The sequence below is a fragment of the Mucilaginibacter sp. GW822-FHT03E02 genome, assembly GCF_058801545.1.
On sequence record NZ_JBXANJ010000002.1, the window covers coordinates 260041 to 275151 of the forward strand.

The 15111-nt window shown below is 43.5% G+C and carries 12 protein-coding genes; 2 read left to right on the forward strand and 10 right to left on the reverse strand.

Features of this window, described 5'->3' with window-relative positions; all coding sequences use genetic code 11:
• Positions 1 to 61: 61 nt before the first annotated feature.
• The 10 genes from AC1RM2_RS27980 to AC1RM2_RS28025 form a co-directional block, all read right to left on the reverse strand.
• A complete protein-coding gene (locus tag AC1RM2_RS27980) occupies positions 62 to 994 on the reverse strand; it encodes a sugar phosphate isomerase/epimerase family protein (protein WP_492988452.1) in 933 nt (310 codons plus the stop codon).
• A gap of 417 nt (positions 995 to 1411) precedes the next feature.
• Entirely contained in the window at positions 1412 to 4009 is a 2598-nt protein-coding gene (locus AC1RM2_RS27985; RefSeq protein WP_492988453.1) for an MGH1-like glycoside hydrolase domain-containing protein, read from the reverse strand.
• Positions 4010 to 4147: 138 nt separating this feature from the next.
• On the reverse strand, positions 4148 to 5218 hold the full coding sequence (locus tag AC1RM2_RS27990; RefSeq protein WP_492988454.1) for a dipeptidase: 1071 nt from the start codon (positions 5216 to 5218) through the stop codon (positions 4148 to 4150).
• An 11-nt stretch (positions 5219 to 5229) separates the two neighbouring features.
• Positions 5230 to 6342, reverse strand: a complete 1113-nt coding sequence (locus AC1RM2_RS27995; protein WP_492988455.1) for a D-TA family PLP-dependent enzyme — start codon at positions 6340 to 6342, stop codon at positions 5230 to 5232.
• Positions 6343 to 6432: 90 nt separating this feature from the next.
• Positions 6433 to 6897 (reverse strand): RidA family protein, encoded by a 465-nt coding sequence (locus AC1RM2_RS28000; RefSeq protein WP_492988456.1) that lies wholly within the window; start codon positions 6895 to 6897, stop codon positions 6433 to 6435.
• A gap of 204 nt (positions 6898 to 7101) precedes the next feature.
• The gene (locus tag AC1RM2_RS28005) at positions 7102 to 8208 is read right to left on the reverse strand and encodes a hypothetical protein (RefSeq protein WP_492988457.1); all 1107 of its coding nucleotides are present in this window, start codon (positions 8206 to 8208) and stop codon (positions 7102 to 7104) included.
• Between the two features lie 96 nt (positions 8209 to 8304).
• The gene (locus AC1RM2_RS28010; protein WP_492988458.1) at positions 8305 to 9120 is read right to left on the reverse strand and encodes a hypothetical protein; all 816 of its coding nucleotides are present in this window, start codon (positions 9118 to 9120) and stop codon (positions 8305 to 8307) included.
• A gap of 30 nt (positions 9121 to 9150) precedes the next feature.
• On the reverse strand, positions 9151 to 10704 hold the full coding sequence (locus AC1RM2_RS28015; protein ID WP_492988459.1) for a vanadium-dependent haloperoxidase: 1554 nt from the start codon (positions 10702 to 10704) through the stop codon (positions 9151 to 9153).
• 25 nt (positions 10705 to 10729) lie between these two features.
• Complete coding sequence (locus AC1RM2_RS28020) at positions 10730 to 11662, reverse strand: hypothetical protein (protein WP_492988460.1); 933 nt, start codon at positions 11660 to 11662, stop codon at positions 10730 to 10732.
• Between the two features lie 250 nt (positions 11663 to 11912).
• Positions 11913 to 12461, reverse strand: a complete 549-nt coding sequence (locus tag AC1RM2_RS28025) for a hypothetical protein (RefSeq protein WP_492988461.1) — start codon at positions 12459 to 12461, stop codon at positions 11913 to 11915.
• Between the two features lie 284 nt (positions 12462 to 12745).
• Here AC1RM2_RS28025 and AC1RM2_RS28030 point away from each other — a divergent pair, with 284 nt between their 5' ends.
• The gene (locus AC1RM2_RS28030) at positions 12746 to 13333 is read left to right on the forward strand and encodes a TlpA family protein disulfide reductase (RefSeq protein WP_492988462.1); all 588 of its coding nucleotides are present in this window, start codon (positions 12746 to 12748) and stop codon (positions 13331 to 13333) included.
• Between the two features lie 215 nt (positions 13334 to 13548).
• Positions 13549 to 15099, forward strand: a complete 1551-nt coding sequence (locus AC1RM2_RS28035; protein ID WP_492988463.1) for an alpha-N-arabinofuranosidase — start codon at positions 13549 to 13551, stop codon at positions 15097 to 15099.
• Positions 15100 to 15111: the final 12 nt, after the last annotated feature.

The following is a 15111-nucleotide window of genomic DNA, read 5'->3' on the forward strand; positions in this document are numbered from 1 at the left end:
AAGGGGGAGACTTTTGAATTGTTTTTTAAGTCCTCCCCTTCAGGGGAGGATTTAGGTGGGGCTAAACCTTCAGCGTATTTTTCAAATACCCTATGCTGCTGGTAATGCTTGCCAACGGATCTTTCGGGCCATCGTGTTCAACAAAGAAATGTTTCATGCCGGCTGATTTCGCGGCTGCGAAGATTGGTCTAAAGTCGATAGTGCCGCTGCCTACAGGTAAAATGGTTTTACGCTCGGCATCGAGGTCTTTTACGTGCCAAAGCGGGAAACGACCAGGATGTTGTTTAAACATTTCGACAGGATCTTTGCCGCCTTTAACGGCCCAGGCCAGGTCGAGCTCCATTTTTACATTCTGTGGATCGGTTTCGCTTAGCAAAAGATCATAAGGAACCTTGCCGTCAACGGCATGAAATTCCATATCATGATTGTGATAGGCAAATTGGATACCTACCTTTTTGGCTGCCTCCCCTGTTTTATTCAATACTTCTATGGTCGATTTAATTTCTTCCAGCGTTGCAGTTGGTGAATTGGCGCAAACCAGGTACTTAATGCCGCCTGCGGCTGCATCATCAACCAATTCCTGCATATTATCGCGCAGGTTTTTCATTGGCGGTATTACCATAGGCTTACCATCGGCGCCGTTTGGCAATTTTGTTCCGGGAGGAAGTTTAAATGGCGCGCCTAAAACGTGGTGCGACGTCCAGTTCATGCCCAGGTCATTTACCATGGCTTTAAACTCTTTGGGTGTCATACCATAGTAGCCCCCTTTTTTGCTAAAGGCCGATTCCATGTCTTTAAAGCCAAGGGCTGCTATTTTGGTCAGCGTGCCTTTTACATCCTCGTCAATAACTCCAAAAAAAGTGAATAGCTGTAAACCAATGGCATGCGGAGCAGCCATATTACTTAATAAGGAAGCCGCTTTGCCGGATAAGGCCATACCGCCAAGCATCAAAGCCCCGGTACTTTGGATAAATTTTCTCCTGTTGTAATTCATGCTGATAATTTAGTTTTAAGTGGTACAGTAAATCTAAATAATAATTATCAGCAAATTAAAACTTATTGTGTCTTTTTTACACATTAACTCATCTAATCATCCCCGGCAGGGACAAGCTTATGATGCCGGGCAGATAAAAGCATCAAATGACACCTTACTTTTACTGCCTGATCCTGGTTAAAAACTCAAACCACCGGCAACTGTTTTGGCCAACAGGCACACAAATGGGGCGGCGTTTAATTTGCCCAAAACGTGATTTTTATGTTAACTATGAAAAAAAATACAAATAATTGATTACCAAATATTTATATCATATTTCAACAGAAATGTGTTAAGTTATGTTAACCCAGTTAAATGCTTTTATGCGGCATTTACATTTGATTTTGGCGCTCGTAAAGCGCTGTCATCAGCAGGTGCCTATTTAAACAAACAATTAGCAATCAGCCCCGTCCAGCCGGTTTGATGGGACGCCCCCAAACCACGACCTGTGTCCCCATCAAAATACTCATAAAACAGGACGTAGTTTTTAAAATGAGGATCGGTTTGCATTTTGTGATTTGTGCCAAATAATGGCCTGTACCCCTTATCATCGGGCAAAAACAGTTTAGAAACCCGGCTGTATAGTTCATTGGCTACTTCGGACAGGTTCATGAAATTACCAGATCCGGTGGGGCATTCCACTTTAAAATCATCGCCGTAATATTTATAAAAACGTTGAAGGCTATCAATAATAAGGTAATTAATCGGCATCCAGATGGGGCCACGCCAGTTACTGTTACCTCCAAAAAGACCGCTATCGCTTTCGCCAGGTTTGTAGGCGATGCCAAAATCGACTCCGTTAACCGCTATTTTATAAGGATGATCCAGGTGATATTTAGACAATGAGCGGATACCATAATCGCTTAAAAACTCCTTTTCATCCAACATATATTTCAGCAGGGATTTCATCCTGTACCCACGTAACAAACTAATAAGATGCTTGCCATTGTTACTGGTCTCGTTCCAGCGCGAGACTAAGGATGCTAAATCCGGCCGCTTTTCGGCAAACCATTTCATCCGTTCTTTAAATATTGGGCTATCGACTATATCGGCTTCATCTAATACCTCCGTCGCGAATAAAGGGATCAAGCCTACGATGCTTCTTACCCGCATTTTTACAGAGCCATCATCCGGGAAACGGATCTGGTCATAAAAAAAGCCATCCTCATCATCCCAAAGCCCTTCGTTGCTTTCGCCAAAGTTTGACATGGCACCCACGATATAAATAAAGTGTTCAAAAAACTTCGAAGCTATATCCTGGTAAGCTTTATCGGTTTCAGCAAGTTCGGTTGCAATTCGTAACAGGTTAAGTGAGTACATGGCCATCCAGCTGGTACCATCGGCCTGCTCCAGGTGTTGTCCGGATGGCAGGCGGGTATTTCTGTCGAAAACACCGATATTATCCATGCCAAGAAAACCACCTTCAAAGATATTGTTACCGGCCTCATCCTTACGGTTTACCCACCAGGTAAAATTGAGCATGAGTTTATGAAAAATCCTCTCTAAAAAGTTGGTATCGCCCTTTCCGTTATTGGCCGCTTTATCAGTTTTATAAATATTCCACACGGCCATGGCGTGCACCGGCGGGTTTACATCACTAAAATCCCACTCATAGGCCGGTAATTGCCCATTGGGATGCATATACCAATCGCGGGTGAGTAGTATCAGTTGATTTTTTGCGAATGTCATATCTATCGTCGCCAACGGCAGGCAATGGAAGGCCAGGTCCCAGGCGGCAAACCAGGGATATTCCCATTTATCGGGCATTGATATGACATCCTTGGTGTTTAAATGTTTCCATTTGCTGTTGCGGGCATTTTCCCGCCGGGCGGGTGGCTCTGGCTGCGAAGGATCGCCATTGAGCCATTGACGAATGTCGGAATAATAAAATTGCTTATTCCAAAGCATCCCGGCAAAAGCCTGGCGTTGAATAAGGCACTTGTCGGTATCGTCTTTATTACTATAAATATCTGCGTAAAACTGGTCGGCCTCGGTTAAACGTACATCAAATATATTGTCAAAGTCTTCAAAACTGTAATTAGCATCCGGCGAAAGCCTGAGCCTGATGGTAACACTTTGCCCGGCAGCAATATTTATATCATAATTAACAGCAGCCTTTGTACCTGTTTTCTTTGGATTGATGGTGTCGGCCCCATGAACTATGTAATCATTAATACCATCTTTATGGTACTTGTGGCCACTATCAAAATTGTATAGTCGCTGCATATTGGTTTCATTATCGCAAAACAATACAGCCGGATCACCCTCGGTATGCAGCCAAAGCTGTCCTATATCTTCATGAAATATGCCGGTTACGCCGTTACCATGAGCCGAAATTTGTGGCTTGTAATCATCATATCCCCAGCTCCAGGTATTACGAAACCATAGTGTGGGCATTACATTTAACGCGGCATCTTTATCGCCCCGGTTATGGATAGTAATTTTTATAAGGATATCGTTTGGGTCATTCTTGGCGTATTCTGTAAAAACGTCAAAATATTCGTCTTTATCAAAAATGCCGGTATCCATCAGTTCAAACTCGGGATCGTTGCGGGTGCGGCGCTTGTTTTCATTGACCAGCCAAGCGTAGGGAAACTCGGTTTGCGGGTACTTGTACAGGGTTTTCATGTACGAGTGGGTGGGCGCACTATCCAGATAATAGTATAGCTCCTTTACATCTTCGCCGTGGTTACCTTCGGGATTACTGAGACCGAAGTAGCGTTCTTTAATGATAGGGTCTTTTTTATTCCAGAGGGATATTGCGAAACAAAGATTTTGCTGGCGGTCGCAAATGCCGGCTATCCCTTCCTCGCCCCAGCGATAGGCTTTACTGCGGGCCATATCATGAGTTATATAGTTCCAGGCATCGCCATTGGCACTATAATCTTCCCTAACGGTACCCCATTGGCGGTCGCTTACGTAGGGACCCCACTTTTTCCAGGTAGCATCCTTTAGCCTTGCTTGTTCTGCGTTCATCGCGCAAAGTTGGCTTATTTGCTGCAATTAGCCCAATTGTAGGATTTGTTTTACACGGAAGTGAGAAAACGATAGAATTAGCAGGGTTTACAGCAAATTAAACCGGTGAAAAACGTTCCACTGGAACGTCAAATATGATTATCCCCAGGCCTTCCTCAAAAACCTTAACCAGTTACCGTGCATCATGTTTTCAATATCTACATCGGTATAACCTCGTTTTCTTAGCATATCCGGCACTTTTTGCAAATCGGCTATGGTCTCCAGGTCATATGGGCATTGCTCCCGGCCAAAAGCGCCATCAAGATCGGTGCCCATACCTACATGCAGGGCATTACCGGCTATCTGGCAAATATGATCGATATGATCTACCATCACCTCCATATTGCAATTCATCCCTTTGGGGGTTGATACACCCCTCACCCATCCCGGCACCATCATCCAGGCATCCAATGCAGCACCAATTACTGCCCCCCTGTCAACCAAAGCTTTAATCATCTCATCGCTGTACTGCCTGTTGTGGTTTACCAGTGCGCGGCAGTTGTTGTGGCTGGCCCAAACATGGCCGTTAAAATGATCAAGTGCTTCCCAAAAACTGTCATCACAAAGGTGCGTAGCATCCAGGATAATATTCAGGCGTTCCATTTCTTTAAGCAGCTCATGGCCTTTTGGCCCCATGTAGCCGGTGGCATCTGTACCCTGGGCATACCTGCCGGGGCCATAGTGCGCAGGGCCTACAGCCCGCAGCCCATAATTATAGGCGCGCTCCAGGTGTTGTACGGTTATAATAGAATCCGCGCCTTCCAAACTAAGGATATATCCTACAGCCTTAGTTTCAGTTGGCTGGCCATCGTTCCAATATGTAAGATGTTTCTCTAATGATGCCAGGTTATTCACCTGTACCATTTGGCCTGCATCTTCCATAGCTTTATACCAGGCCACCTGCCCTTGTGTTTGCGCCCAGGCCTGTTCGGGCGAGTGCCAGCCGGGCAAAGGGTTGCCAGGCGCCACGTAACGGCCAATTTGTGTAGCCACCACCAAACCAATATTGCCTTTACGTAATTCTGGTAGGGTAACAACAGCTTTGGCGCGGTCGGGCTTATCGGTAAGGCCCTCTTCGCGTTGGTTTAATTCGGCCAGCGGGCGGGTAAGGTCGCGGTTCCACTCCAGCGCGTTCATGCTCAGATCTAAATGGGCATCAATTACAAACATATTTTGGGGTATCAGATGGTTATTTTACGGTCGCGGGCCAGGTTAAGCCACTCTCCGCTAAGTGTATTATTTTCGATGGTATAAACGCGTTCGTATAAGGCCACTGTTGGGCATACATGATGTGGGATGCCATAAAACACGTCGCCTACCTTATAGCTATGGCCCTTGCCTGCATCAACAACCAAATGCTCTTCGCTTTGGCCAACGGGCACCAGCTGGGGCGCATTCAAAAAGTAAATTCGCTTGCCCAGTTCATTTTCGGCCGAAATAGATTTATGCCCAACATCCAGGCAAAGTTTGGTAGTATCGGGCAACGATACAACCCGTGTAACTACCAATACTGCCGGCAAAAAGGGCTGCTCTGGTATGTTCAATTCATAACCCCTGTCCCAATAAACAAAAGTACCAGGGCTACATTCTACAATAGGTCTTTTTGAATGGATGGTAAAGGTCGGCGAGCCACCGGCAATAATCACCGGTTCGGGATAATCTTTTGCTTTCAGATCTTGTTGCAGCTTTAACACAGGCGCAAAACCGGCATCACAGCGCTCCTTCCGTTTTGCCACATCAACATCGTGAATATGGCCGTCGTAAGCATGCAAGCCAACGGGCGTAATCCCGGGCAATACCGCACAATCCATATACAACTGCAATGCATCAAAACCGGGCGCAATGCCTGTACGGTTCATACCAACATTTAAATCGATATAAACATCAATGATAATTTTACCAACTACTACAGCATCCGAAATTTCTTTGGCTGCTAAATCGTTATCAACTAAACACGAAAAGCGGGTTTGCGGGTAAGTATCTATTAATTTGATAAACCTATCCAGCTTAGGCCCTACAGGCTGATAAGCCAGCAAAACATCGGGTGCTTTACACATGCCCAGCAATTCTGCTTCAGCAATGGTAGCGCATTTAAATTTGTTAATTCCCGCATCCAGCAACAGCTGTGTAACCTCCTTGTTTTTGTAGGTTTTAATATGCGGGCGCAACCGCGCTACATCATCAATCATGGTTTTAAGCAGATTGATGTTGGCCTGTACCCTATCGGGATAAACAACCAAAGCCGGAGTATCCAGCTTATCGATATTATCTATCGTGAACCAATGTTGATCCATATTTTGTCTGAACCGGGATTAAAGAGATTTTTCAGATTCCTGGGATTTTTTTTGTCTTGATTCTTGACTCTTAATTCTTGATTCTATTCATTAAACCAGTTCAAATAAAGCCTCAATTTCAACCGGGATATTATCAGGTAATGATCCCATTCCTACGGCGCTGCGTACGCCAATGCCGTTTTCTTCGCCCCATATTTTTGCAAAAAGTTCGCTGGCTCCGTTAATGATGAAAGGGTGCTTTTCAAAATCGGGGGTACAGTTAACCATGCCCAATACTTTTATTACGCGTTTCACTTTATCAAAGCTGCCAATATTGGCTTTTATGGTGGCAAGCATAGCTAAACCAACCTGGCGGGCGGCAAGCTTCCCATCTTCCATGTTTATAGTATCGCCAATACGACCTATAATGAGGGTACCATCGTCCTGTACGGTACCATGGCCGGATAGGTAAAGATATTTTCCATCAATTAAACATGGTTTATAAACGCCAAGCGGCTTTGGTGCCGGCGGCAGGTTTAAACCCAACGCTGCAAAATTTTCTTCGGGAGTATTCATATTGTAAAACTATAGTATTTCCAAATCTATAAATACTATTGATAAAGTGGCGAAAACATATTTAAATATTTTAAAAACTTACGATATGGCAATGAATCAATAAAAAGCGCACCAAAAAAGGTAACATTTGGTAAATTATTTGCCATAAAAACAAAAAAGGCCGGGGGTCTCAAGCCCGGCCTCTGCTTAAACCATGAATCAACTTTATTTAAATCTGTACGTAATTCCAATGTTAACAGCGTAATCGGCAAAAGCCGCATCGCCTTGTGTGTATGTTCCGGTAAGGTTGGTTGAAATTTTGTCAGCAACGCTTTGTGTACGTTCGCGACGTAATGCAACCGGCACAAACGCATAAATTGAAAGTGTTTTTACACGGAATGTAACCCCAGGCTCGGCCGAAAGGATATTACCCGGCCTTCTGAAACCGTTACTGCCACCAACAAGATCATGCACCGGTAAGCACTCATAACGTGCGCCAGCCGAAAAATCAAATTTACCTGTGCCAAAGCTTGCACCGGCCCTAAGCATTACCTGGTCGGGCACGCTCATAATATCGCTGCCGTTAGCAATGGCTTTAGCACTTGCAGTACCACCGCGGGCTGTCGATACACCATTTTGCTCACGTGGGCTTATCAGGTAGTAAAAGCCGCCATATACGCCAAATTTGTGGGTAAAATTGTAGTAAGTGTTAATTTCGGTTGTGATACCTGTACCGCCGTCACCCAATTGGATGGATTGATCAACCGGGCCAAGCACTTTAGCATCGGTTGTACCCTGGTGATAAAAATAGTCCTGGTAGTTGTAGGCGCCGGTAGCAAGTTTTAAGCCTAAACCAACCTGTATATTTCCTTTACGGGCCTTAGCCGGGTTTAATAACCATGCATAAGCAGTTAACCTAACATCGCCCAAACCAAATGAATGTGTGTTTAAGCGCTCTTTACCGCCATGCTCGTATAATGATGAACGGCTGTTATCTACGATGGGTACATCAACTGCAAACGACCAGCGATTGTTAAACACCCGGGTAAGGGTTATATCATTTGTATAAGAATGATTAATAACGTTTGTACCCAGCGCAATACGTTGTTTTTGCTCGGCAGTACCAACAAAATGCTTGTATGATCTGAAATAGCGGCTATTGCTGTTAATCAACCAGCTTCCTGCAGCAGCATTGGCGCTATCGGGGTGTTCATCCATGGTACATAAACCGCCTGTGCTCCTGATGGCTACACAGCCCTGGGCGTTTACTTTTGCGGTTGTAAAAAGTACAAATAATGCTGCCACACAGCTCAATTTTAAAATTAGTTTCATAGTTTTTTTAGTATTTATTATTGTTTAGATAATTGAATAGTAAGGCCGGGGGATAAAACCCAGCTAAAGCCTGCTTTTTACAGGATATTAGGTTAATTAATTTGTTTGTAAATGCGACGATTTTTTAAAAGGCCATGATAAAAAACCAGTAGGCGACCGCTTAACAGCAAACCATAAGGATAACAATACCCCATAGCTGCCACCGCGCTCAACCCATTCAAATATTTCGTATTTAGGGTAAAAGAGTTCGCTTGTTATTTTCCAGATGATAAACACCAGCAGGATATTTGCAAAAGGGCGGATAAGTACAGAAAATGCTGCCAAAACTTCAAAAATACCAATTGCCTGCGCGGTTTTGCCCGGATCGTTAAATCCTAAAGCATGGTACTGGTTAATTAAACCTTGCTTTTGTATCAGGTTTAACCAGCCATGGCCCAACAGCAACAGGAATGCAAACAGCCTCAAACAATTTAATGCATTTTTCAAGGTACTGGCATCCAGGTTTACATCGTCATCCATCCGGCCGAACCATTTTTTTAGCGGCATTTTAAAACCGCCCTGCATTAGCAGCAGTACAAATGGGGCGCCAAAATTGCCTGCACGTTCAATAAACTCAGCAAATGGCTCGCCCGATAAAGGGCGCATGGAGGCTGTTATTATTCCCCAAACTACCAGCCAGCCTGCTACCGCCCGTATTGGATATATCAACAACGATATACCGAACAAAATATCCATCATGCCCACATAAGGCATCAGCGTGTAAGCCATATCGTGCCCAATACCAACTACTGCAAAATAGTTACACCATATTTGTTTGGTGATGATGCCGAAAGCACCATGACCTATAAAACACATTGCTGATGCAAACCTGAGCGTGTAGTATATATTTTTATCTGAAATTAAACGCGACATTTTTGTAGTATCTTAAACCTTCCCTACTCGTTATAATCCTGCTCCGTCTGCTTTACCCCTGTTAACCGCGAATTGCCCTACCGCTTTGCCAGTTACCAAACCAACCTCGCAATCGCTGCGGAAGTGGATACCGCCGTACAACCTTGACATCGCAGCTGCCTGGGCCAAATCTGCAAACTTAGTACCCCTATCAGGTAATAAATAAGTTAACACGGTTGCCGCGGCGCCGCTAAAGTTAGAGTGGCCGGATGTATAAGCCGGGAAATTTGGCACTCCCGTAAGCGTTTTAATCAGCGGATCAACCTGCGACGGGCGTTGGTTAAAGTAAAAATATTTTGTATCCCAGCAAACAATAGCAGCATCCATTTCGGCCATATTTAGCAATGCAAAGTTACGGGCCCAGCGTACTTCGCTATAATTTTGTTTCACAAACTCATCGGCAGCAATAGCATTCCAGTGACCGGCGGGGGTATAAGTACCAATACCATCGGCCCAAAAAGCAACCTGCTCTTCATGTGCACGGCTATGGTCTTTGCTCATTGATAATACCTCATCAACTTCTTTTTTATATTCGGCCGAAGTAGATAAATAAGGCGGCGCCGGGCGCAATGAAACAACAGTTAACGTATCAAACAAAAATGGAAGCACTTTTGAAAATAAAGGTAACATTGGCGGCCTTTTAGGTGTTTCTAAACTCACCCAAAACTTTCCCGATTCAAATGCTGTAGTTTGTAACGCCGCCCAAACAGCCGGGGTCCCTATTGCTTTACCTGCCCTATCACCACGGGCGCGGGTTGCAAATAAAGCGGCAACTTGTTTCCCTAAGGCTTCACCGGCGGTAATTTCGCCGCGGGTATTGGCGCCTGCCATTATGCGGTATTCTTTTTCTTCCTGCGCTTTTTGGTTGATATAAGCCAGCTCGGTAGGAAATAATAATTTCATCAGCTCAACTGTAGTACCGGCAACAACGGCATCTTCGCTTGGGTATGATGGCAGCTCTGAAACCGGCACCAGGGCCTGTACAGTTGCATCATTTTTGTAAGGAGCTGTACGTTTATAAGTGTTTTTAAAGTGCCAGGCAGCCAACAAAGCATCGTACTGCGCTGCGCTCACGTAAGCATAAGCACGTGCAGCGTATGGCGGGTTCGAGAACGGAAATTCAGGATAATTAAATGGGTTTGCCGAGTTTGGTGCAGGATAGGTGCCATCTGCATTTTGATAAGGTGCAACATTATGTTTGGCCACCAACTGGCGCATAATCTCATTCCACCTTAAAACAGCACCTGCGCTCCAGTATTTAATAGATGCTTTTTGGTCGTCTGTTAAATTACGTTGCGCTGCCTTAATTTCGTTGATATCTGCCAGGTAGGCTGGTGATGTAACTGCATCAGGTGCCGCTACGGTAAGTGTACTAAAATCTTTAACCAGTACGGGTTTCCAGGTATCGGCGTTAAGGTCAATATTAGCCGGTGCAAGTGCAGGGTATTGTTGAGTGCGGTCTACAATGTCTTTTTTACAGGATGAGCTAAAAATAGCTACACCTATAAACATTGATGGTATTATATAAAGTAATGATCTTTTCATCAGATTCTCTTTTAATTATTAAAAATTATTTCTCTTTCCTGGTATTAAAAACATAGTCAATACCACCGAAGATGGTGCGCGACTGACCAACATTTCTTCCTTTCAACACATAATTGCCGCCAGCACTGAGTTCTAATCCTGGTATTTTGGTAAACGTATATTTAAGGATGAGGCCCGCAAGCTGCGAATTCATTTTATTACTTGGGAAAGGATTATCGTTTTTCCTGATATCAAAACCACCATGGGTATCAACCTGCGTAAAGGTAGCTTCGGCATGAAACTGTAAGCTACGGAAACCGGCACTGATTAAATAATTAGAAACATCGGGCATTTGCACTTCGTTGGTGTAATGCATTTCGGTAGTGTAATACGAGTTTCTGTCGATGGTGATATTGCTCCTGCGTACATACTGATAAGCGCCGGCAACAAAAAACAGACCAACCTGATAGTTAACCAAACCACGTAAAGCAACGTTTTTACTGTGTAAGCCTATAGATAAAGGTAAAAAATCGGCCTCATAATTACTTGCAGGTATTGAACCCGAAAGGATAGCATGAAAACTTAAAGATCCTTTGCCAATTTCCTTCTTCAACGCCAGCCATTTTACATAAGCGCTTACATCCTGCAAGTTGTGCTCGCCCCGCAAAGTTCCGGCGCTGGCATTGGTTGTAACGTAAGGAAGCGCAACAGATACGTTGATTTTATTTGACAGGCCATAAACAACACCAAGCATGTAAGCATTTGAGCTTACGGTGCCCATATTTGGCGCATCGCGTTTAAAGGTGCCTTCCCAGTAATGGTCCCACTGGCTGTGGGTGTAAGCACCTGCAACGCAAACGTAGTTTTTGGGAATCATCAGCGCGTCGGCATCAGTTTGGGCTTGTACATGTTTAGTTAAAGTAAGGCAGACAGCCAAAACAATACAGCATCTGTAAAAATACAGCAATGAATGTTTCATTCTATTTAAGTAAGGAAATTCAATAAAAATTTAATAATAAACTAACTGATAGAGAATAATCTACAGCATTAAAACAATGCCATAAACATTAATTCAGTGTAAAATCTGGAAGCTTATGGTATGTATTATCAAAATATCGATTTAAAGCCCCGTATGCAGACTGAAAAAAGTTATTCGAACGATAATAAATCAAACTGCCATTATCATATTTGATAAAGAACAATTCAACATCATAATTTATAAGCTATAATTAGCAGGTAAAATTTGGCGGTTTGCCGGGAGATTCGATGTAAGGATCGTTAATATGGTAGGCTATAGGGCTTGCAACGGCTTTAAGCTGTGTTGAAAAGGCAACAAACTGGTAGTCTATTACCTGGAAACTATAATCGTTCCCCGTGCCCGACTTTTTAAGCGAATCGTGACCTTTTTTGCTGAGCGGTACGTCATTGATTTCTTTAGCAATAACCAGATTGGCAGATACGAGGCGGGTTTTGACACTATTGGCGATACAAATGAACGACATAGTATCCGGCGACATTTTGTATCTCAAATAATTATAGTAAACACCTTTTAGCTGCAACTGGCCGTTATCCCTAACATAATGATCCCATTTCTTTATACCGGGAAGGTGAACCGGGATTTTGATTTCGACAAGTTTGGTAGCATCAATCTTGTTTTCGTAAATCTCTTTTACAATCTGTACTTCGGATTGGTGGATGAAATACTGAAATACAAACTGGTACCCGCCCAAATTGAACAGATGCACATTAAGTAATAGTATTGCAATAAACCTTTTCACTTTTCCAGATTAACTATTAGGGTAATAATTACTGGTAAATATATTGTTACAATACTATTAAAACAAATAAATTTAAAAATTGTACGGAGGAAATTGGATTTGAGATGTTAGATATGAGATTTGAGACTTAAAACTCAGCGATTTTGGGGTTGGGTCGGTAAAATATGGCACATCGTCTTTCCAAAAAGCTCACAGTTCAAACGTTTCGCTTAAAATAAAAGCTATTCCTCATACACCATAAACATAACGCCACTTTGTTTGCATCTTTGTATCAAACTTACCATATGATACCACGCAAATACTTTTCAGCATCAAATATCATATTTATATTATTGATGGCATTGGTTGTAGCTACCTGGTTAAACCCTGCCGCCAAAGTTGACCTTATTCGCGGTTTAATGGCCGTCGGCGCTTTTAAACCAGATCCCGACGATTATGCCCGTGACCATAAAATTGCTGAAACCCTGCCAGATTATATTTACCAGGATGCATCCGGAAATGCAATTGCGATATCCGGTCTTAAAAACAAAGTGATTTTTGTGAATTACTGGGCAACATGGTGCCCGCCATGCCTTGCCGAAATGCCGTCGATAAACAAGCTTTATACGAAGTTTAAAAGTAACCCCAATATTGTTTTTATTATGGTTGATAGCGATAATAACCTGCCCAAATCAAGGGCCTATTTCAAAAACAACCATTACAACCTGCCATTATATATATCTGTAAGCAAATTCCCCGATACGTTACTGGATGGCACCATACCAACAACATTAATCTTCGGCAAAAATGGCAAGCTAAAATACAAACACACGGGCGCAGCCGATTACAACAGCGATAAGTTTAATGAGTTTTTGGAAAAGGAAGCGAAATAGATATGAGATGTTAGATATGAGATTTGAGTCAGGGCTTTAAAAAACATGCTTCGTTACTTTCCGGTGCAAAATCAAAATCTCCTATTAATGCAGCCAGGCCCCTATTTTAAAACTTCATCTCAAATCTCATATCTAACATCTCAAATCTTTTTTATTGTTAAAACAACACTTATTAATTATTTTTTCTTTTCTTTACGGCATAAACCTGTTATTCCATGAAAAGAAATTTGCTCTCATCACTTGGCGTTGCAGCCTTGTGTTTAATTTCAGCATCCGGCTACAGCCAAACCGGAACGCTTAGTATCAGTACCGATTCAAAAACAACCATCAGCAAGCACATTTACGGGCAATTTGCCGAGCATTTGGGTCGTGGTATTTATGGCGGTTTTTGGGTTGATAAAACCTTGCCTGTTAAAAAGCAGGATAGGATCCGTCTGGATGTTGTAGAGGCGTTGAAAAAGATCAAGATCCCTAACCTTCGCTGGCCGGGCGGATGCTTTGCCGATGAATACCATTGGCGCGATGGTATTGGCCCAACGGCCTTACGCCCGCGGATGGTAAACACCAACTGGGGGGGCGTTACAGAAGATAACAGTTTTGGCACGCATGAGTTTTTGGAGCTTTGCGAATTACTGAAATGCGAGCCTTATGTTGCCGGTAATGTGGGCAGCGGTACGGTAGAGGAAATGTCGAAATGGATTGAATACCTTAACTCGAACAGCACGAGTACCGTGGTTCAGGAGCGTGTTAAAAACGGTCACCCGGCACCTTATAAAGTAACCATTTGGGGCGTGGGTAACGAAAGCTGGGGCTGCGGCGGCAACATGACGCCAGAGTACTACGCCGACCTTTTTAAACGTTACGCCTCTTTCGCGAAAGATTATCCGGGTGCGCATTTGCAAAAAATAGCCAGCGGGCCCAATGCCGACGATTATAACTGGACGGAAGTTTGTATGAAAAAAATTCCGTCGGGGATGATGTCGGGCCTGTCATTACATTATTACACCATCCCTACCGGTAGCTGGGATAAAAAAGGATCAGCAACCGAGTTTAGCGAAAAAGAATACTTTAATACTATGGTTAACTGCCTTAAAATGGAAGAGCTGGTTACCAAACACTCGGCCATTATGGACAAATACGATCCCGGAAAAAAAGTAGCCCTGGTGGTTGACGAATGGGGTGTTTGGACAGATCCGGAACCAGGCCCCAACGCAGGCGTTTTGTTTCAGCAAAACAGCCTGCGCGATGCCTTAATTGCCGGTACTACGCTTAATATTTTCAATAACCATAGCGACCGTGTACGTATGGCAGCTTTGGCGCAAACCGTCAACGTGTTACAAGCGCTTATTTTAACCGACAAAGAAAAAATGCTGCTTACCCCTACTTATCATATTTTTGATATGTACAAAGTGCACCAGGATGCCAAATATCTCCCTATTAAACTGGACGTGCCAAACTACGAGGTTGACGGCAAAAAAATCCAGGCGGTAAATGCATCAGCGTCACAGGATGGTACAGGAAAAGTGCACATATCATTAGTTAACCTTGATATGCACAATGCCATAACGATTACTACTGAATTGAAAGACGTAAAATGGAGCGCAGTTAAAGGCCAGGTGCTAACATCGGCCGGTATTACCGACATTAACACATTTGCCAATCCAAACAAGTTGCACCTGGTAAGTTTTACCGGCGCTAAAAAGGATGGTGATAAACTGGTAGTTACACTGCCCGCAAAATCGGTAGTGACGCTGGAGTTGAATTAATATTCAATTATG